The organism is Thermoanaerobacterium butyriciformans (assembly GCF_017874545.1).
Classification (GTDB): Bacteria; Bacillota; Thermoanaerobacteria; order Thermoanaerobacterales; family Thermoanaerobacteraceae; genus Thermoanaerobacterium; species Thermoanaerobacterium butyriciformans.
On the sequence record NZ_JAGGLT010000010.1, the window covers coordinates 1 to 20,319 of the forward strand.

The window sequence follows — 20,319 nt, forward strand, 5'->3', positions numbered from 1 at the left end:
GCGATGGACACCCTTGCGGTTCAGCTAGTGGTTCCCACTACCAAGCCCACAGCGGACTTTCACCGCCTAGTTATCGCCCATGCCGGGCGCACAATACTGAAAGCGGGGATGCCCCCGCCATCTTACTTGACTGTAAATTCTTTTTCTGTTGTGGATATAAGGCTGGCACTAACTGCTTCTACCAGCTCACCGCCGTTTGTGTCAAATATGTTTTTTGAGATTATAGTATCCATCGCTGTTTTTACTTGATCATCTGTCAATGTTTCAAGGGCATTATCTACATTGATTCTAAAATTGCTGCCAAGCTTATTTTTAAAATTCATCTGAAGTTGAACTGCCACACTAAAACCTCCTTTCTTTGCCAATTAGTTTAGATTATTACTCCTGTGCTAGATCAACTTGATTTATGCGTGTCACAGATTTTACAGGATATGTTTGAAGTCCACTTAAAATTACAGCTACGTCCATGACATCCTGATCCAAAGCAGAACTTTTGATATTGTTGTAAGTCCTGCTTCTTACGATGTCAACACCTCTTTCGTCTTTCCCAGTAATGTATGATATTGAAAGCCTTGAGCCCTGCGGAGTTGATATAACAGCCATCTTGACACCTCCTTTTTAATTTTTACACTTATAATATAGAAAAAAATCAAAAATCTTACCCATAAAAAAAGCAGGAAATTATCTTAAAAGATAAAATCCTGCTTTTTAAGTGATATCCCCTATTTCGCCAGCTCATATATGGCACGGGCATATATCTTTGCATTTAAAATGAGATCATCTATTTCAATGTACTCATTTGCTTGATGATCAAGATCAGGTTTCCCTGGGAAAATCGGTCCAAAAGCCACCATATTTTTCATTTCTTTCGCATACGTTCCACCACCTATTGAAAGAGGCTCATCTTTCCTTCCTGTCACATCTTCATAAACCTTCATAAGAGTTTTTATGAGAAAATGGTCCTTTGGAAAATAAAGTGGCGGCTGATGCATCATATTCTCGACTTTAATACCATATTCTCCTATTTTCTCATTAAATGGATTCATCAAGTCTTCATATTTAAATGTAACCGGATACCTTATATTTAGTCCGATGGCGCCTTTCTCCTCATTTAAATTAATTGTGCCGACATTAAACGAAATCTCTCCTGTATCATCTTTCAAATTTACTCCAAATGTCTTGCCATTTGTTTCAAGCCCCACATTTTTCGCAAAAAAATCTATGAATTTCTTCACATCATCCTTTTGCTGATAGATAACATTTAAAAACAATATAAGCTGCATTATGGCATTCTTGCCAAGATGAGGAAGACTTCCATGTGCAGACACTCCGCGAGATTTGATGACAAGCATGTCATTTTCAATACCGCAATCTAAATCAAAGCCTGTCACATCTCTAAATCTTTTTACTTCATCTGGGATACTTACTCTTCGTTTTTCATCTTTGACAATTATTGCACATTCACAATAATCAGGGACCATGTTTGGCCTGTTGCCGCCTTTTATGTACTTTATAACAATATCATCATTCTTTTTTAGAAAATCTTTTACGACCTCAAACATAGTTATACCCTTTTCTGCGTATATAACTGGATAATTTGCATCTGGAGTAAAACCTATTGTAGGTGCTTCATCATGCTTTAGATAGTATTCTATCTCTTTTGAACCCGTTTCTTCATTTGTGCCAAACAATATCCTTACTCTCTTACTTAATTTAAGACCTGAATCTTTAATCGCCTTTAAAGCATAAAGAGAAGCCATAATTGGGCCTTTATCATCTATCGCACCCCTGCCGTATATTTTCCCATCGTGTATTTCAGCACCATATGGAGGATAATCCCATCCATCACCTTCCGGAACAACATCTAAATGTCCAAGAACACCTACCATATCATCTCCTTCGCCGTGCTCAGCATAGCCCACATATCCATCGACATTTTTTGTCTTAAATCCAAGGCTATCGGCAATCATGAGAGCTTTTTCTAAAGCTTTTCCTGGTCCTTCCCCATACGGCATACCAGGCTTCGGCTCCCCTTCAGTGCTCTTTATTTTAATAATCTCCTGTGTAGACTTCACCAACTCATCCTTTAAAATATCTACATACTGATCTAATATCATAAAAAGCCCTCCTACCACAATATTATAATACCATTATAGTCTCTTTTTATAGTGAAATAAAGCAATAAAGACAGCATTCGCCCTTCTAAAGAGGAATGAGCTTCCTATTGTAATGACAATTTACTACCTCAAAAAAGTTCATTTTTATAATATGTTAATGTAAATATGCAATAATTTGTTCAAAGTATTTTCCTCTTTCTTTTTTATTATTAACAGTACCCACAACACTATCCTTTAAAAATAAAATATCTTTGCCAGTCCTAACTTTATAATGAAGGCAGGCTTTATACAGCATTTCTCTCTGGCTTTTTGTAAGCTTCAAATTATAAGATATTTCGTCTATCAAGCCCAATTCATCTCTTTTAAATATCTCATTTTCGTTTTTCATAAAGTCTTGAGCCCTTTTTATGAACACATCGATTTTATCTAAATTTTTCTCAATAATGGATGAAACCACATTTTTATCAACAATATCAACACCTATCCTGTCAGAAACTAACTTAATCAAAAATATCCTGTGCTGTTCTACGTACTTCGATGCTGAAAGGTAAAAACCGCTGGATTCCATATCACACAAAGCTTCTTCTAACTCACTCACATCTTCTACTGGTTTATCAAAAGTTTCAATAGAATTCTCATAAAATTCGTGTTTCAGCAGTACATCTGTATAGTAATCTTTTCCTGTAGAAGCGTCCTTTATCTTATTTATAAGATATGGAGTGCCAATTTCTACATCATCTTTTGCACCACATATACCTATGTTTATTACAATATCCTCATCAAAAAGAAGATTTTTGGATAAAATATGAGACGTAGCTGCAGCACAGGCGATTTTTCCAACACCGGTTATTATTAATGTCGTATTATCGCTTTTAAAAATTTGATAAAATCTATCATACATGTCTTTTTTTAAGCCATAATATTCTATAATAGGCTTTGCCTCCACATACATAGATACAGATATGTAAACCATGATTTCTAATCTCCTTTTTTTGTCAGATTCATGGAAAAATGCTTATAATATTATAATTCTTTTACCAAGCCTACACAAATAAATTTTTATTTCATACTATTAAATATAGAAGCAATAAAAGTCAGGTGTCAATGGTAATGAAAAAGGCGGGAGGTGCATTCCCGTCTTTTTCTTTTTCTGCAAATGTAAAGTTTGTATTGTTTCCAAATACAATGCCTCCCTTAAAAAAAGAAAGCGTACATAAGTACACTACGCTTTAATCAACTCTATATATAATTGCACCTAGATTTTTTAGCTTTTCCTCTATATTTACATAACCTCTATCTATATGATGCACATCATTAATAATCGTCTTTCCTTCTGCTATGAGTCCTGCCAAAATCAGTGCAGCTCCAGCTCTTAGATCTGTAGCTTTAACCTCCGCCCCTGACAAATGATCGATTCCTGTTACTACTGCAGTTCTTCCTTCAATCTTTATGTCTGCACCCATCCTCTTTAATTCGTCCACATGCATAAATCTATTTTCAAAGACTGTCTCTATAATTACACTAGTCCCTTTCGCTCCAGCCATCATTGCCATCATCTGCGCTTGCATATCTGTTGGAAATCCTGGATATGGAAGCGTCTTCACATCAACAGCCTTATAATTCCTATTTCCTTTAACTCTCACACCTGTACCTTCCTCAAATACATCAATACCGCATTCAGTTAGTTTAGCAATAATAGGTTTTATATGATCTACTATGACATTTTCTATAAGTACATCACCACCAGTCATGGCAGATGCAACCATATACGTACCAGCTTCGATCCTGTCAGGTATAACCGTATGTTCTGTTCCTTTTAGTTCTTTTACACCTTCAATCCTTATTGTATCTGTACCAGCACCTTTTATATTTGCTCCCATCTTATTTAAGAAATTGGCAAGGTCTACTACCTCAGGCTCTTCTGCTGCATTTTCTATCGTCGTAATACCATCAGCAAATACAGCAGCCATCATGATATTTTCAGTGGCGCCAACGCTGGGAAAATCTAAATATACCTTTTTACCTACAAGCTTTTTGGCCCTTGCCTCTACATATCCATGCCCTATATCTATCTCCGCCCCAAGAGTCTGAAACCCTTTCAAATGTAAATCAATCGGCCTTGTCCCTATTGCACATCCACCAGGCAGTGATATCTTTGCGCGGCCTAGTCTTGCTAGGATGGGCCCCATCACAAGAAAAGATGCTCTCATCTTTTTTACTAGATCATAAGGTGCCTCCACATCTTTTAAATTAACATTTATCTTTAATTTTCCGTCCTTAAAGGTACAATTGGCACCAAGAAATTTTATAAGTTCTATCATGACATTTACATCTTTAAGCTCTGGTACATCGTCTATAAGCACTTCTCCATATGACAATAGTGATGCTGCAATGATTGGCAAAACAGAATTTTTCGCGCCACTTATCTTTACTGTACCTCTTAATGCAGGACTATTCTCAACAATGATTTTCGTGTATACCACCCTCTAATGTTAATATTCTATTGCTATTATTGGTGTCGCAATCCAGATATAAGTTTTGTCATCGAAACTGCTGTATCTTAATGCTACGTTTAAATTTATTTTTTCACTTCCCATCTCAATATATTCCTTAATTTTATTTGTGTGAGCAGAAATACTGACTAAATTTTCATCGTTTAAACCTTCCACTTTGACAGCGTTCGTGTCTTTCATCACTTCTTCTAATATACTACTTATTTTGTCCTTATTCAACTGTCCTTTGTATGCACCTACAAGGCATGTAGCAATTTCTGGGGTAAGGCTTAATTTGGAATAGGCTTTTTTTATTTTTTCGTTTTCACCAATCACGTCCTTATTGCCTTTCAGCAAATATTCATCTATCAAAATATATGTTTCATCTGCCACATCATTTTTGACGCTTTGTACCACAATTGATATTTTTTTATTGCCTTCATCATATTCTGCATCACATTGTCTAAAATTAGCTTGATCTAATTTTGACACTTTTACTTTTTTATCGTCAATTTCCATTGATTTTATAATTTTTTCTACAATCATATTCATTTCACTTATAGACGTAAATTTTGAATTCAACTTTGACCATGCATTAATGTTGGAATATTCATAAGATGCTCCACTTTTTTCAAAGCTATTTTCCAAAACAACAATATCATTGCTTTTTGCTGAAAAAGCATCCATTTGAGAATTTAGCATGACAAACACGATTAATGTTGTTACAACAATCAATGATAACTTATTAAACATATTCATTCCTCCATAATCGAAATAAAAGTGGGCGGTATCATACGGTAAATTCACAAGGGGGATAATAAATTCACCATATGTTCCGCCCAACCTAATATAATTATTGACAATTTTAATGTATTTATACATAAAAAATAGGACTATCCTTAATTTAGGATCGTCCTGCTGCCTTTAAATTCATCCGGCTTTTCATCCATCATGCCAAATACATATTTTATAGCGCTTACAATGCGCTTTGATGCATTGCCATCACCATATGGGTTTACTGCATTTGCCATCCTGTCGTATTCATTTTTATCTGTAAGTAGAAGTTTTGCTTCACTGTACACTCTATCAAAATCCGTCCCTATTATCTTTACGGTACCTGCTTCAACTGCTTCAGGCCTTTCTGTCACATCCCTTAGAACCAAGACAGGCTTACCTAATGATGGCACTTCTTCCTGAAGCCCTCCTGAATCTGTCATAACCATGTAACACCTTTTTAAGAGATTGTGCATTTCATCTGTGTCAATTGGATTAAGCAGCAATACATTTTCAATATCATCAAGAATACTAAAAACAGCATCTCTTACGATAGGATTTTTGTGGACTGGATATATTATATACGTATCTTTAAAATCCACCGCAATCTTTCTTAATGCATTGCATATACTCTCTATAGGTTCACCCCAGTTCTCTCTCCTATGAGCCGTTACAACAACTACTCTTTTATTTTCATAGTCTATATTGTTTAATCTGTCATCCCGAAATACATAATTATCTTTAACAGTATATTTCATTGCATCTATGACTGTATTTCCAGTTACGAAAATGTCTTTTTCACATACACCTTCTCTTAATAAATTGTCCTTTGCCGTCTGTGTGGGTGCAAAATGTATATCCGTAAGAACTCCTGTAAGCTTTCTATTCATCTCCTCAGGATATGGAAACCATTTATCGTGAGACCTTAATCCGGCCTCTACATGGCCTACCTTTATCCTCTTGTAAAAAGCCGACAAGGCAGAAACAAAAGTTGTAGTTGTATCACCATGTACGAGAATTAAATCAGGTTTTTCCTTTTCTAAAACTTCGTCAAGTCCTTTTAAGACAGATGACGTTATAGCAGACAGTGATTGATTTTTCTTCATTACATCAAGATCGTACTTAGATTTAATATTAAAAAGCCTCAGCACCTGATCCAGCATGTCCCGGTGCTGAGCTGTAACACAAACTACCGTTTCTATATCGCTGGCACTTTCCAACTCTTTTACAAGTGGTGCCATTTTTATTGCTTCTGGTCTTGTACCAAAAATCGGCATAACTTTTAGCATGTCTTCAGCTCCTTATATTTACACATTCATATTTTTCGCCTTATGTCCATACAATCCCATTTTATCTGCTCCCCATAAAATTGCTAAAATTGCGATAATCAATATTATATAGCCTTTTGCACCATTTGTGGAGGATATAAGTATCGCGCTTAAACCTAAGAACAAACTTACACCATACATGACAAAAACTGCCTGTCTCTGCGAAAGACCCAATGCTAAAAGCCTGTGGTGCAGATGTCCTTTATCTGCCTCCATAATAGGCTTTTTATTTGCTATACGTCTTATTATCGCAAATGCTGTATCAAACACAGGAACTCCTAAAGCCAAAATCGGCACAGCAATTGCTATAGCCGCAGCAGATTTTACAGCACCTTGAATAGATACTGCCGATAAAATAAAGCCTAAAAACATGGCACCTGTATCGCCCATAAATATCTTCGCAGGATTAAAATTGTACGGTAAGAATCCAAGTGCAGCACCTGTTACAGCAACAGTAATAAGTGCTGTAGCATATCGTCCGTTTAAAAGAGATACTACAAATAGGGATCCAGATGATATGGATGCTATTCCTGCAGCAAGTCCATCAAGCCCGTCAATTAGATTCATAGCATTCGTAATGCCTACTATCCAAAATACACTGAGTGGTATTGCAAAAACTCCTATGTTTATCATGCCATCTCCAAATGGATTCGTTAACCAATCAATTCTAACACCACTTAGGACAACTACCAATGATGCTACAAGCTGTCCTAAAAGTTTCACTCTCGCCTTTAATTCATATTTATCGTCAAATATTCCAAGTACAACTATAATTGTACTTCCTACAATTATTCCAAGATTAGTCTGGGATTTTGGCAGAAATAAAAGTATGCTAAGAATTGTGCCAAGGTAAATGGCTAATCCGCCGATAAGTGGTACTGGCTTCTTATGAACACGCCTTTTATCCTTTGGTATATCAATGGCTCCAATCTTGTAAGCCAATTTCTTTGCCGCCGGTGTAGCCATAAGTGCAACCACAAAAGCCACCACAAACGACAAGATGTATATTCCCATTTTAACACTCCCCTGAATGTTTATACATATTTATATAATATGCCACAATTGACCTTATTGTCAACTACATCTTATCTATCTATTTTTACCACTTCAATAGAGGCTTCTTTAAAATACTCAAAAGATAGCTTATCAGGGTAGTCCCCTTCATAAACAACCCTTTTTATTCCTGCATTTATAATCATCTTAGCACACATAGAGCAAGGACTTGCACTTACATAAATTGTAGCATCTTTAGTGCTGACACCATTTAATGCTGCCTGTATTATGGCATTCTGCTCAGCGTGGGTTCCCCTGCACAGCTCATGTCTTTCACCTGATGGTATATTTAGATTTTCTCTCATGCAGCCAACTTCTTCACAGTGTTTAAGCCTTGTTGGTGCACCATTGTATCCCGTCGATATGATATGCTTGTCCTTGACGATGACGGCACCTACCTGTCTTCTCAAGCAGGTAGAACGGGTCTTTACGACATCCACCACCATCATAAAGTACTCATCCCATGAAGGCCTCATCATTACATTCCTCTTACTTCGTCCCGAAAAGCCTGTCCCCTGCATCTCCAAGGCCCGGTACTATATAGCCGTGCTCATTTAACCTTTCGTCGATGCAAGCAACATAAATAGGTATATCGGGATGATCTTTGTGAACTGCTTCTATTCCTTCTGGTGCTGCAATCAGATTAACAAGTTTTATGCTTTGTGCGCCTCTCTCTTTCAAAAAGTGTATAGCAGCACATGCAGAACCACCTGTTGCCAGCATAGGATCAACAACTATTAAATCTCTCTCATTTATGTCTGATGGCAGTTTACAATAGTATTCTACAGGTTTCAATGTCTCAGGATCCCTGTATAAACCTATATGCCCTACCTTTGCTGCTGGTATAAGCTTCAGCATACCATCTACCATTCCAAGTCCAGCCCTTAAGATAGGCACTATACCTAGCTTTTTACCAGCGATGACTTTAGTCTTCGCCACAGCAATAGGAGTCTTTACTTCTATCTCTTCAAGCGGAAGATCTCTTGTTACTTCATATGCCATAAGCATAGATATCTCTTCCACAAGCTCTCTGAACTCTTTTGAACCAGTATTCTCATCTCTTATCAAGCTGATTTTGTGCTGTATAAGTGGGTGATCTAGAACATAAACATTTTTATACATTTACTTACCTCCTATGTTATCTTGAATACTTCTTTTCAATTTCTGTAATCTTATCAAGTCTTTTTTGATGTCTTCCACCTTGAAATTCCGCATTAAGCCATTCATCAACTAAAATAGCTGCAAGACCTGGTCCTACAACTCTTCCCCCCATGCAAAGCACATTTGCATTATTGTGCTCTTTTGAGTACCTTGCTGAAAATGCATCAGATACGTGAGCTGCTCTGATTCCAGGCACCTTATTGGCAGCAATTGAAATGCCCACACCAGTTCCACACAAAAGTATACCTTTTTCAAACTGGCCACTGGCTACTGCCTCCGCTACTTTTAATGCGTAATCAGGATAATCTACTGATTCCTCGCTAAATGTACCAAAATCTTTGTATTCAATTCCTTTCTCATCTAAGTGCTTCTTAATAGCTTCTTTAAGCTCATATCCACCGTGATCAGAACCTATTGCAATCATTAAAATGCTCCTTTCTACAATTTTTCAATTATGCGCATGATAGCTTCATATATATCTTCAGCCGTTTTCTTGTATACATCTTTTCCTCGGCCAAATGGGTCATCTATGTCACCTTTAAGATCTGCAAATTCATTTAACGTAAAAATCTTGTCTGCAAATTCTGGATATTTTGTAATAAGAGATTCTCTCTGCATGTCAGTCATAGAAAACACAAAATCAGCATTTTCCAAATATTCTCTTTTGATACTGCGAGATCTGTGATTTGATATGTCTATATTGTATTCCTCTTTTAAAACCTGGATTGCTTCATCTGTAGCAGGCAATCCATCATAAGTCATAATTCCTGCAGACTCCGCTACATGTTCTATGCCTTTTTCTTTAGCGATGTGGTTAAATATCCCTTCCGCCATGCTGCTTCTGCATGTATTTCCAGTACAGACAAATAATACCTTCATATTAACTATTTGCTCCTTATGCAATGATTTCCTTATATCCTGCAGCTTTTTCAAGCCTATTCATAATAGCCAGTCCAATTTCATCGTAGCCAAATCCTTCCGCATAAACTACGTCAACACCTTTTTTGTCGAATTCTCTAAGGCACCCAAACAGATTTTTAGCTATCGTCTCAGGTCTTTCTCTGTCTCCAACTAACAAAACTACCCCATTTCGATATTTTTCGTATGTTTGCTCTGTTGCCATTATACCAACTTTTTTACCATTATTCAATTGAAATTCTGTCAACTCTTGTATTTTTTTTATAACATCCCCTAGTTTTCCCTTGACTATATAAACCTCCGCATCAGGCGAATAGTGTTTATACTTCATGCCAGGAGCTTTTGGCCTTAGATCTTTTGCAGGTTTTTTATATACTATGGGGTCTACCTCAACATGACCTATAGCATTCATTATCATCTCTTTCGTTATTCCACCTGGCCTTAATATGATTGGAATCTCTGCCGTCATATCTACAACAGTAGACTCCACACCAACATCGCAGCTTCCACCATCTATTATCATATCAACTCTACCATAAAGGTCATTTATAACATGTGAAGCATCAGTTGGGCTTGGTTTTCCAGACAGATTGGCACTTGGAGCCGATACTGGTATGCCAGCCCTTTTTATTAGCGTATGTGCTATGGTATTTGACGGCATTCTTATTGCTACAGTATCCATCCCAGCAGTATTTATTGGCGGAACTATATCAGATTTCTTAAATATCATAGTAAGGGGCCCTGGCCAAAACATCTCCATCATCTTTAAAGCATTGTCAGGTACATTTTTTGCGTATTTAAAAAGATCCTGAAACTCTGCAATATGCAAAATAAGTGGATTGTCTTGCGGTCTTCCCTTGGCGATAAAAATTTTTGCAACTGCATCTGGATTTAGCGAATTTGCTCCAATGCCGTAAACCGTCTCTGTAGGAAAAGCCACAAGGCCTCCACTTATAAGTATATTTGCAGCTTCGTCTATCAATCCTATATCAGGATTTTCCCTATCAAGCTTAACTACCTTTGTCATTTATCACAACCCTTTCAATCATTTCATAAAACTCTAGTAATTATTATACCACTAATAATTCCTGCAATCATTCCAAAAACAGAAATCCTTCCTCTATATAAATCTCGCGATTCAGGTATCATTTCGCCACATGTTACATAAAGCATAGCCCCTCCTGCAATCCCTAAATTAAGGGCTATGAAAAAAGGAGACACTTCTCCCATGTAAACACCTGCAATAGTACCTAAGCCTGTCGGTATACCAGCTAAAATAGCATAAAGCATATTTTTAAAAGGCGTGACACCTCCAATAGATAAAGGTGTAGACATGGCAATCCCTTCAGGTATGTCATGTAAGGCAATAACAAGTGCAATACTTAATCCAAATGAGCTGGATGACATGAATCCTGAACCAACAGCTAGCCCTTCTGGAAAATTGTGTATTGCAATGGCAAAACCCATGATTATTCCTTCTTTTAAATAGTTATTTCTCTTGCCCTTCTCCGGCAGGATATCTTCGAAAAATACAACAATCAACACTCCAGCTATAAGTCCCAGCATACCCACATTTAGCCCACCGATTTCAAATGCATGTGGAAGCAAATCAAAAGTTACCACAGATAGCATAATTCCACCTGCAAAGCCCAGTATCGTGCTTAAAAATCTATTTGTAGGTTTCCTGTAAAGATATGTAATTGCACCCCCAGTGCCTGTACCTATTATGCCGATAAAAAATCCCATCAACACAATATAAAAATTATTCACAATATCACCTCATCTTTTAAAATTTATTCTGCAAATAAGAATAATATGATATGAGGCAAAATAAAATCTACCCGGATGGTAGGAGGTCCATCCGGGTAGAAAAGCGTCCTCAATGAGGACAGCTGGGGGGCAATATTTATAATTTCATAATGTAAATCATTAAAGTGTTTTTATCATTATAAATGAGAAACCAAAATGGGTCAAGTTAAAAAAGTTTAATAATTTAAAAAAATATATAAGTTATCTAAATAGCAGGATTGTACTATTTTTTATTCATTCTACATAAAAATATTTCAATTTAAAGTGGAAAATCAGCATAATAAAAAAAGGCTTGTTTAAAGCCTTACTGCATGCTTTCAAGCCTTTCTGCCTGATCTTCTGCCAAAAGTGCATCAATTATCTCATCCAAATCGCCATCCAACACCATCTGTAATTTATAAAGAGTAAGCCCAATCCTGTGGTCTGTAACTCTGCCTTGTGGAAAATTATACGTTCTGATTCTTTCGCTTCTATCTCCTGTACCTACCTGCAGCTTTCTAGTCATAGAGATTTCTCTTTCTTTTTCTTCCCGCGCCATCTCATAAAGCTTAGCCCTCAATATCTTCATAGCCCTTTCCCTGTTTTGAAGCTGAGATCTTTCATCTTGACATGATATAACAATACCTGTTGGAATATGCGTAAGCCTCACTGCTGAGTCAGTCGTATTGACACTTTGCCCGCCATGACCTCCTGACCTAAATACATCTATCTTTATGTCATTTGGGTTTATCTCTACATCTACATCTTCTACTTCCGGCAACACTGCAACAGTGGCCGTTGATGTGTGAATCCTTCCACCTGCTTCTGTAGTAGGAATCCTCTGTACGCGATGAACACCACTTTCAAATTTAAGTCTGCTATATGCACCTTTACCAGCTATGCTAAATATGACTTCCTTAAATCCACCAAGCTCTGTCGCATTGGAGCTCATTATCTCGTACTTCCAATGCTTTTTCTCAGCGTACATTGTGTACATTCTAAAAAGATCGTAGGCAAAAAGCGCAGCTTCTTCGCCACCAGCCCCTGCCCTTATTTCCATTATGACATCTTTTTCATCATTTGGATCTTTAGGAAGCAGCAAAAGCTTTATCTCATTTAACAACTTGTTCTCTTTCTCTTCAAGGCTCTTAAGCTCTTCCTGAGCCATATCTTTAAGATCATCATCCATCTCAATTATCTCTTTTGTAGATTTTATATCATCTAATACTTTTTTATACTCACGGTATTTTTGCACAATCTCCTCAATACTGGCATGCTCTTTTGCCATCTTTTTCCATTCGTCCATATCCTTCATGGCTTCCGGGTCGCTTAATTTCTGGCTAAGCTCTACGTATCTATTTTCAATTGTCTTAAGTTTATCTATCATCATCTCACCTCAAATGCTGATTATACCATATTAATTTAATTTTTAAAAGTATCAAAGCAGTTACAACCGTTTTCCCAAAATTACCCTATCGATTCCCTGCAAGTCCTTCACCACTTCAATATCGGAATAACCACCATCAACAAGAATATCTTTAACATCCCATGCTTGATCAAATCCCACTTCAAATGCTATAATGCCACCAAATTTTATATAATTTACTGAATCTTTCACAATCTTTCTGTAAAAGGCAAGCCCATCTTCGCCTCCATCAAGGGCAATTTTAGGCTCCCTTTTTACTTCCTCCTGCAATTCATTTATTTCATTACTTCTTATATAAGGGGGATTGGATACAATTAAATCAAATTTTATATCTTTTGGTATTGAAGAAAATAAATCGCTTTTTATAAATATAACTTTATCAGAAACGCCATTTTCGCAAGCATTTTCTTTTGCAACTTCTAAAGCCTCATCGCTAATATCCACAGCATAGACTTTTACATCTTTGTACTTTGCTATGCTTACTGCAATGGCACCACTTCCTGTCCCTATATCTAAAACAACATCTCCACTTTTAAGTCTCTTTAAGACTTCCTCAACAAGAATTTCCGTGTCATTGCGCGGTATCAAAACTGAAGGGCTTACATTAAATATAAGCCCCATAAAGTGCTTTTCTCCCACTATATACTGATAAGGCATGCCACTTTTTCTCAAATCTAAAAATTCCATGTACTTATTAAAACTATCATCTGTTATTTCCTTATCCCTGTTTATCAGTAAATATTCCTTACTAACTTCTAATGTAAACGATAAAAGTCCTTCCGCCTCCAACCGCGGCTCTGACACATGGACCTTTAAATATTTTGTGCCAAAATTTACTGCATCAAATATCTTCAAAAGCTTTTCCTCCCTCATCTTCAAGGACGCTTTTTAAAGATGCAATTGCAACCTCCAACTGGCTGTCATCAGGCTCTTTCGTCGTAAGTTTCTGGAGAAGCAAGCCTGGATATACTAATGCTGCAATAATTTTATTGTCGCTGCGTCCTGCTATTTTTATAACTTCATATGATATGCCAGCAACGACAGGTAGTAATAGTATTCTAGATATTATCCTTATATAAAGTGTAGGCCATCTCAAAAATGAAAATACGATAATTGAAACTATCATAACTATAAACAAAAAATTAGTGCCACATCTGGGATGAAGTGTCGTATACTTTCTAGCATTTTCAACAGTAAGTTCCTCTTCGTGCTCAAAACAATGTATCGTCTTGTGCTCTGCGCCATGGTATTCAAAAACCCTTCTTATGTCTTCCATACGAGATATCAGCACGAGATATGCAATAAATATGGCAACTCTCAATACACCTTCTAATAAATTTATCAAAAACGTATTTTCAGTATACCGTTTTAAAAAACCTGCCACATATGTTGGACCAATAAAAAATATGATTACAGATATGGCCAGCGACAAAGCCACAGAAAAATACATGATTACGTCATCAAGTTTATCGCCAAAAACCCTTTTTAAAAAAAGTTCAAACTTAGATGGCTCTTCTTCACTTTCACCTTCTACTAGTTCTGCAGAATAAGTTAATGTTTTAATTCCTATAATTAAAGAATCTATAAGTGCTACAGTACCTCTTATAAACGGTACAGATAAAATCTTGTACCTCTTTGTCAAAGGCTTTGTCATGTCTTTTTTTACAATTATGTCATTTCCACATCTTACGGCCGTCGCAATACTATTATGTCCTCTCATCATCACGCCTTCTATTACTGCTTGACCGCCTATATCAGTTTTTTTCATCCCTACACCTCCTTAAAAATCTGCTTAAGTTCGAGGAACTTCATGGCACTTTCTGCACCTTGCTTCGTATGATTCCTTTGCTCCAACCATTATTATGGGATCATCGTAATTGGCAGGCTTACCATTTATAAGCCTTTGTGTACGGGTAGCTGGATTGCCACACTTCATGCATATTGCGGTAAGCTTGTCAACGAATTCTGCAATAGCCATCAATTCCGGTGTTGGTCCAAAAGGCTCACCTCTAAAATCCATGTCAAGCCCCGCACAGATTACCCTTTTGCCGCTGTCTGCTATTTCCTTTACAATGTCAACTATCTCGTAATCTAAAAATTGAACTTCATCTATCGCAAATACATCCGTATCTTCTTCAGCATAAGTCAATATCTCAGATGCTTTTACAATGGATATAGCATGCATATTATCGCCATTATGCGAAACAACTTTATCTATGGAATATCTGTCATCTATGGCAGGTTTAAAGACTTGGACTTTTTGTTTAGCAATCTTAGCTCTTTTTATCCTTCGAATCAGTTCTTCACTTTTTCCACTGAACATCGGACCTGTAACAACCTCTATATATCCATGGTCTTTAGGACCGTACATTATAATCCACCTCTTAGATAAATAGTTTAAAACAACAAAAAAGTGCGTTCCATACAATAAAAGGTTAGAGCAACAACTCTAACCAGTTTGTTATTTTGCATCCAGATTGTATTTTTTCTTAAATCTTTCCACTCTGCCACCTGTATCAACTAACTTTTGCTGTCCAGTAAAAAGTGGATGGCACTTTGAGCATATTTCAACTCTAAGTTCTTTCTTTGTAGAACCTGTCACAAATGTATTTCCACATGCACACCTTACAACTGCATCATGATAATAAGTTGGATGTATTCCTTCTTTCATCGCCTTCACCTCTTTCAAACCGAAATTGCACTTAAATGATTATAACATACATAATATATAATATCAAGATTTATAAAGTTGGGATCTTATGGCCTCTATAAACTCTGCATTTGTCCTTGTCCTCATAAGCCTATCTATCAATACCTCAGTCACTTCATTAGGTGCTATACTGCTCATGGCTTTCCTTATCATCCACATTGCTTCCAGCTCTTTCTGTGAAAGTAGCAGCTCTTCTTTTCTTGTGCCTGATTTGTATATATCAATTGCAGGGAATATACGCCTTTCCTGTAATTTTCTATCAAGATGAAGCTCCATATTGCCTGTCCCTTTAAACTCTTCAAATATGACATCATCCATGCGGCTTCCTGTCTCAATAAGTGCAGTTGCAAGAATAGTCAAACTTCCACCCTCCTCAATATTTCTGGCGGCACCAAAAAATCTCTTAGGTGGGTGAAGTGCTGACGGATCAAGACCACCAGACAGAGTCCTTCCAGATGGTGGTGTAACAAGATTGTATGCCCTTGCAAGCCTTGTTATGCTGTCCATGAGAATGACAACATCTTTGCCGTATTCTACCAGTCTTTTTGCATATTCCAACACCATCTCTGCCACTTTTGTATGATGCTCTGGAAGTTCATCAAAAGTAGAGTAAACAACTTCACCTTTTATAGATCTTTTCATGTCTGTAACTTCTTCTGGTCTTTCATCAATTAGAAGTACAATCAAATGAACTTCAGGATGATTTATAGATATGCTATTGGCTATTTTCTTCAATAGAGTTGTCTTTCCGGCCTTTGGCGGAGCAACTATCATTCCCCTTTGACCTTTCCCAATAGGCGCAATAATATCCACAAGCCTCATGGCAAGTTCTGTTGGAATCGTTTCAAGTCTTAATTTTTCATCCGGGAAAATAGGTGTAAGCTCGTCGAATGGGATTCTCTTCTTTGCAAGATCTGGACTCTCACCATTTATCGACTCCACATATAGAATTGCAGAATACTTTTCCCCTTCTCTTGGAATCCTTGTAATTCCTTTTACTTTATCACCGACTTTAAGCCCAAAACGCCTAATCTGTGATTGTGATATATAAATATCTTTATTGCCCTGTATAAAATTCTCAACTCTTAAAAATCCATATCCATCAGGCATTATATCAAGGACGCCTTCAGCCACCACGTCTCCCTGCGTCTCTATAAGTTCTTTTAAAGGCTCAGATACATCGCTTATAAGAGGGAGGCCTTCTTTTATAAATATGCTGTGGCCTTTTTTTGTCTCTTTTTCTTTATCTTCAACCTCTTTTTCCTCTTGTACGTCTTCTTCTACTAAATCTTCAGCCACATTTTCTTCATCTTCAACGGCTTCATTTTCATGCTTAACCTTTATCGCCTCATCAATGTCCTCTTTCGCTTCCTGAACAGTTTCTGTAATATTTTCTTTACTTCTCAATCGCATCTTTAGTTTTCTTCTAAGCTCTTCATAATCTGCATCCGACTTTTCCAGTTCTTCAACAGGTATGCTTATCTTTCCAATGGTCTTTTTCTCTTTCTTTTTTTCTTCTAAATCACTTTTTTCATTCGCTTCATTTGTATCTTCTGAAGCGCCTTTGCTTTCTTCTTCTAAGGTATTGTCACTTTTTGCCTCAGTAACACTTATCAGATTTTCTTCACCATTTTCATCGCTTTCATTATCTGATACTTCGGATTCAATCGCTTTTTCAGCAACTCTTAAACTTGATGATTCACCTTTTTCATCTTTAAGTTTTTCATCAGCCACTTCATCTAAGTGCAACTCTTCGGCTTCATTTTCTTTATCAATTTTTTCAACAAGCTCAATCTGTTTTGACTTTTCTACAATAAGCTCCTTTAACTGTTGCTTTCTGTACTTAGTAATACTTTTTATCCCGTATCTTTTTGCAATCTCCCTAAGCTCCGCAAGGGATTTCCCTTCTAAATCATTAAAATCCAAAAAAAGGCACCTCCTGAACGTAATAATTATTTATTTTTAAAATGGGATTTTATTAAAAAATTTATAAACCAATATTTTTAATAAAAAGAATTTGTTTAAGATTGGTCTTAGAATACACGGTTTTTTAATATTTGTAAATAATCAATGATGTATTCCTGAGCCCATGAAACGTTATACACTATTTATATTTTATTATACCTTTTAAAAAAGTCAAGTAACATAGTGTAATTTTAATAATTTTTTAACATCCTGTTAATATTATCGACACATTTAATAAAAATATTCAGCATTTGTGATTTTTTTCTTAAATTATATAAAAAAAAGTCAGAGGAAAAATCCCCTGACTCACCTTTATTTCTTTGGAACTGTCTCCCAATCCTTTAAGAATCTCTCAATGCCTATATCTGTCAATGGATGTTTTATCATCTGCATGATTACCTTATATGGAACTGTTGCAATATGTGCTCCTACTTTTGCCGCTTCTAAGACATGCATTGGGTGTCTTATGCTTGCAGCGATTACCTCTGTTTCAATTCCATATATATCAAAAATTTGTACTATATCTGATACAAGTTGCAAGCCATCAGTTGAGATGTCGTCAAGTCTTCCAACAAACGGGCTGACGTATGTAGCTCCGGCTCTTGCTGCTAAAAGTGCCTGAGTTGCCGAGAATATAAGTGTCACATTTGTCTTTACGCCTTTTTCTGTAAGTATCTTAACAGCTTTTAGTCCTTCTGCTGTCATAGGTATCTTTATTACGATATTCTTGTGTATTTTGGCAAGCTCTAATGCTTCCTTTACCATTCCGTCATGATCTTCCGACACAACCTCTGCGCTTATAGGACCATCTACAATTGTCGTGATTTCTTTCACAACTTCTATGAAGTCTCTGCCTTCCTTTGCTATGAGGGAAGGATTAGTTGTAACGCCACATATAACCCCAAGCTCATTTGCCTCTCTTATCTCATCGACATTGGCAGTGTCAATAAAAAACTTCATATTGCACATCTCCTCCATCACATATTCATCCCATAGGGGCGAAAACCGTCCCTTATGCATCTAAAACTTAAGCTCTTCCTTCTGAGCCAAACATCCTCATCTTATTCTTAACAACTTCTTTCATCGCTTCTTTACATGGACCTAAAATCTTTCTTGGATCGTAGACTTCTCCATCTTCTTTTAAAAGTTCTCTCAACCTTGCAGCAAAAGCTTGTCTCAAATCAGTATCTATGTTGATTTTATTTACGCCTAAACTTACAGCCTTCCTTATGTCAGCTTCTGGAACTCCTGATGCACCATGAAGTACAATAGGCATCTTTAACATCTCTTTTATCTTTTTAAGCCTGTCAAAGTCAAGCTTAGGCTCCCCTTTGTATGGGCCATGAGCTGTACCGATAGATATTGCCAGGTAGTCAACACCCGTCTCTTTCGCAAATCTGTACGCTTCATCTGGATCCGTCATAGATGCTTCCCTTTCATCAACAGTTACGTTGTCTTCTGTACCGCCAATCTTACCTATCTCAGCCTCTACAGAAACACCCATGCCATGAGCTATCGTTACAACGTTTTTTGTCACTTCTATATTTTTCTCAAGGGGTAACTTAGATGCATCCATCATGACTGAAGTCCAGCCATTTCTCAAGCACTTCATGACGTTGTTAAAATCTGTACCATGATCTAAATGTAATGCGATGGGAACTGATGCTTTAGTTGCCAGTGTTCTTACGATTGCAGAAATTGTCTCTATGCCAGCATATTTTAAACCGCCTTCACTAACCTGAATTATGGCAGGAGATTTCATCTCTTCTGCAGCCTCTACAATGGCTTGGGTTATTTCAAGATTACTAGTATTAAAAGCACCTACTGCATAGCCTTCTTCATTGGCCTTTTTTAATAATTCTATACCTGTTACTAACATCATAACACCTCCTTAATATATTTTAACCAAATAACGTATATAAATCAAGAAAAAAAGGTACTATAAAGTACCTTTACACTGCCAATCTATCATTTAAAATTTTATTTATGTATTTCATGACTTTAAAAATGTCAAAAGGTTTTTTTATAAACTTTTGCCCTTTAAAACATTCATCAGGGTCATCTGCTGACATGAAAATGATTTCCATCTGTGGGTACAACCTCTTTAGGCTTTTTGAAAATTCCAAAACATCGCATTTACCAATATGTATGTCAAAAATGCTTAAATCCGGCTGGAAATTTTCCAGTTTCTCATGAACTTTTTCAATTTCATTGCATGTCTTGGCATAATGACCTTCCATTGTAAAAATTTCTTTTAGCAGTGAGCACACACCTTTGTTGTCATCAACAATCAAAATCCTCCCCAATTTCACACACGCCCTTCCTCATTACTAACTTCTAAGGGCAATAAAACTAGCAATTTGTTCAAACGCTTTTCCCTTTTACACACACAAATATATATATTCTACATAAATCTAAATATTCCTTTTTTTATTTGAAAAAAATTACACAATAGTGCATAGTAAAACATAACATCTTCTTGAAAAAGGTTTAAAAATAAAACAAGGGCGATATTATTATCCCATATTAATTTGTCCTTGTTTTATAAATGCGCTTAAATATCATTTTTATTTTATTTGTCAATATG

23 protein-coding genes are annotated in these 20,319 nt (G+C 36.5%); all 23 read right to left on the minus strand.

The features are described from left to right. Positions 1 to 122: 122 nt before the first annotated feature. Positions 123 to 341: a DUF2922 domain-containing protein gene (locus tag J2Z80_RS05330; protein ID WP_209453465.1), complete on the minus strand. Its 219-nt coding sequence runs from the start codon at positions 339 to 341 to the stop codon at positions 123 to 125. 37 nt (positions 342 to 378) lie between these two features. Further along, positions 379 to 603 carry a DUF1659 domain-containing protein gene (locus J2Z80_RS05335; RefSeq protein ID WP_209453466.1) on the minus strand — a complete coding sequence of 75 codons (225 nt, stop codon included), beginning with the start codon at positions 601 to 603 and terminating at the stop codon, positions 379 to 381. Positions 604 to 722: 119 nt separating this feature from the next. Next, positions 723 to 2,117, minus strand: coding sequence for a dipeptidase PepV (gene pepV, locus J2Z80_RS05340; RefSeq protein WP_209453467.1), 1,395 nt, complete (start codon positions 2,115 to 2,117; stop codon positions 723 to 725). A 154-nt stretch (positions 2,118 to 2,271) separates the two neighbouring features. Continuing rightward, positions 2,272 to 3,090, minus strand: a complete 819-nt coding sequence (locus J2Z80_RS05345) for a 5'-methylthioadenosine/S-adenosylhomocysteine nucleosidase family protein (protein WP_209453468.1) — start codon at positions 3,088 to 3,090, stop codon at positions 2,272 to 2,274. Positions 3,091 to 3,346: 256 nt separating this feature from the next. Beyond that, positions 3,347 to 4,600 (minus strand): UDP-N-acetylglucosamine 1-carboxyvinyltransferase, encoded by a 1,254-nt coding sequence (gene murA, locus J2Z80_RS05350; protein ID WP_209453469.1) that lies wholly within the window; start codon positions 4,598 to 4,600, stop codon positions 3,347 to 3,349. 9 nt (positions 4,601 to 4,609) lie between these two features. After that, entirely contained in the window at positions 4,610 to 5,362 is a 753-nt protein-coding gene (locus tag J2Z80_RS05355; protein ID WP_209453470.1) for a YwmB family TATA-box binding protein, read from the minus strand. 146 nt (positions 5,363 to 5,508) lie between these two features. Beyond that, positions 5,509 to 6,672 carry a non-hydrolyzing UDP-N-acetylglucosamine 2-epimerase gene (gene wecB, locus J2Z80_RS05360; RefSeq protein WP_209453471.1) on the minus strand — a complete coding sequence of 388 codons (1,164 nt, stop codon included), beginning with the start codon at positions 6,670 to 6,672 and terminating at the stop codon, positions 5,509 to 5,511. 18 nt (positions 6,673 to 6,690) lie between these two features. Next, the gene (locus J2Z80_RS05365) at positions 6,691 to 7,725 is read right to left on the minus strand and encodes an MraY family glycosyltransferase (RefSeq protein ID WP_209453472.1); all 1,035 of its coding nucleotides are present in this window, start codon (positions 7,723 to 7,725) and stop codon (positions 6,691 to 6,693) included. A 71-nt stretch (positions 7,726 to 7,796) separates the two neighbouring features. Next, positions 7,797 to 8,240 (minus strand): deoxycytidylate deaminase, encoded by a 444-nt coding sequence (locus tag J2Z80_RS05370; RefSeq protein WP_209453473.1) that lies wholly within the window; start codon positions 8,238 to 8,240, stop codon positions 7,797 to 7,799. A gap of 13 nt (positions 8,241 to 8,253) precedes the next feature. Beyond that, a complete protein-coding gene (gene upp / locus J2Z80_RS05375; protein ID WP_209453474.1) occupies positions 8,254 to 8,886 on the minus strand; it encodes a uracil phosphoribosyltransferase in 633 nt (210 codons plus the stop codon). Between the two features lie 16 nt (positions 8,887 to 8,902). Beyond that, positions 8,903 to 9,349 (minus strand): ribose 5-phosphate isomerase B, encoded by a 447-nt coding sequence (gene rpiB, locus J2Z80_RS05380; RefSeq protein WP_245301164.1) that lies wholly within the window; start codon positions 9,347 to 9,349, stop codon positions 8,903 to 8,905. Positions 9,350 to 9,363: 14 nt separating this feature from the next. Next, entirely contained in the window at positions 9,364 to 9,804 is a 441-nt protein-coding gene (locus J2Z80_RS05385; protein WP_209453475.1) for a low molecular weight protein arginine phosphatase, read from the minus strand. Positions 9,805 to 9,820: 16 nt separating this feature from the next. Continuing rightward, positions 9,821 to 10,870, minus strand: a complete 1,050-nt coding sequence (locus tag J2Z80_RS05390) for an L-threonylcarbamoyladenylate synthase (RefSeq protein ID WP_209453476.1) — start codon at positions 10,868 to 10,870, stop codon at positions 9,821 to 9,823. Positions 10,871 to 10,893: 23 nt separating this feature from the next. After that, positions 10,894 to 11,613 (minus strand): ZIP family metal transporter, encoded by a 720-nt coding sequence (locus tag J2Z80_RS05395; RefSeq protein ID WP_150201477.1) that lies wholly within the window; start codon positions 11,611 to 11,613, stop codon positions 10,894 to 10,896. A 343-nt stretch (positions 11,614 to 11,956) separates the two neighbouring features. Next, positions 11,957 to 13,018, minus strand: a complete 1,062-nt coding sequence (prfA, locus tag J2Z80_RS05400; RefSeq protein ID WP_209453477.1) for a peptide chain release factor 1 — start codon at positions 13,016 to 13,018, stop codon at positions 11,957 to 11,959. Between the two features lie 60 nt (positions 13,019 to 13,078). Then, positions 13,079 to 13,912: a peptide chain release factor N(5)-glutamine methyltransferase gene (prmC, locus tag J2Z80_RS05405; RefSeq protein ID WP_209453478.1), complete on the minus strand. Its 834-nt coding sequence runs from the start codon at positions 13,910 to 13,912 to the stop codon at positions 13,079 to 13,081. Next, complete coding sequence (locus tag J2Z80_RS05410) at positions 13,899 to 14,825, minus strand: DUF1385 domain-containing protein (RefSeq protein WP_209453479.1); 927 nt, start codon at positions 14,823 to 14,825, stop codon at positions 13,899 to 13,901. The genes prmC and J2Z80_RS05410 overlap by 14 nt, the downstream gene beginning before the upstream one ends. Before the next feature lie 24 nt (positions 14,826 to 14,849). After that, positions 14,850 to 15,431 (minus strand): thymidine kinase, encoded by a 582-nt coding sequence (locus J2Z80_RS05415; RefSeq protein ID WP_209453535.1) that lies wholly within the window; start codon positions 15,429 to 15,431, stop codon positions 14,850 to 14,852. A gap of 87 nt (positions 15,432 to 15,518) precedes the next feature. After that, on the minus strand, positions 15,519 to 15,728 hold the full coding sequence (gene rpmE / locus J2Z80_RS05420; RefSeq protein WP_209453480.1) for a 50S ribosomal protein L31: 210 nt from the start codon (positions 15,726 to 15,728) through the stop codon (positions 15,519 to 15,521). Between the two features lie 63 nt (positions 15,729 to 15,791). Further along, positions 15,792 to 17,693, minus strand: coding sequence for a transcription termination factor Rho (rho, locus tag J2Z80_RS05425; RefSeq protein ID WP_209453481.1), 1,902 nt, complete (start codon positions 17,691 to 17,693; stop codon positions 15,792 to 15,794). 351 nt (positions 17,694 to 18,044) lie between these two features. Beyond that, the gene (gene fsa / locus J2Z80_RS05430; protein ID WP_013298953.1) at positions 18,045 to 18,692 is read right to left on the minus strand and encodes a fructose-6-phosphate aldolase; all 648 of its coding nucleotides are present in this window, start codon (positions 18,690 to 18,692) and stop codon (positions 18,045 to 18,047) included. A gap of 67 nt (positions 18,693 to 18,759) precedes the next feature. Next, complete coding sequence (locus J2Z80_RS05435; protein ID WP_209453482.1) at positions 18,760 to 19,611, minus strand: class II fructose-1,6-bisphosphate aldolase; 852 nt, start codon at positions 19,609 to 19,611, stop codon at positions 18,760 to 18,762. A 73-nt stretch (positions 19,612 to 19,684) separates the two neighbouring features. After that, a complete protein-coding gene (locus J2Z80_RS05440) occupies positions 19,685 to 20,044 on the minus strand; it encodes a response regulator (protein ID WP_349292581.1) in 360 nt (119 codons plus the stop codon). Positions 20,045 to 20,319 lie beyond the last annotated feature (275 nt).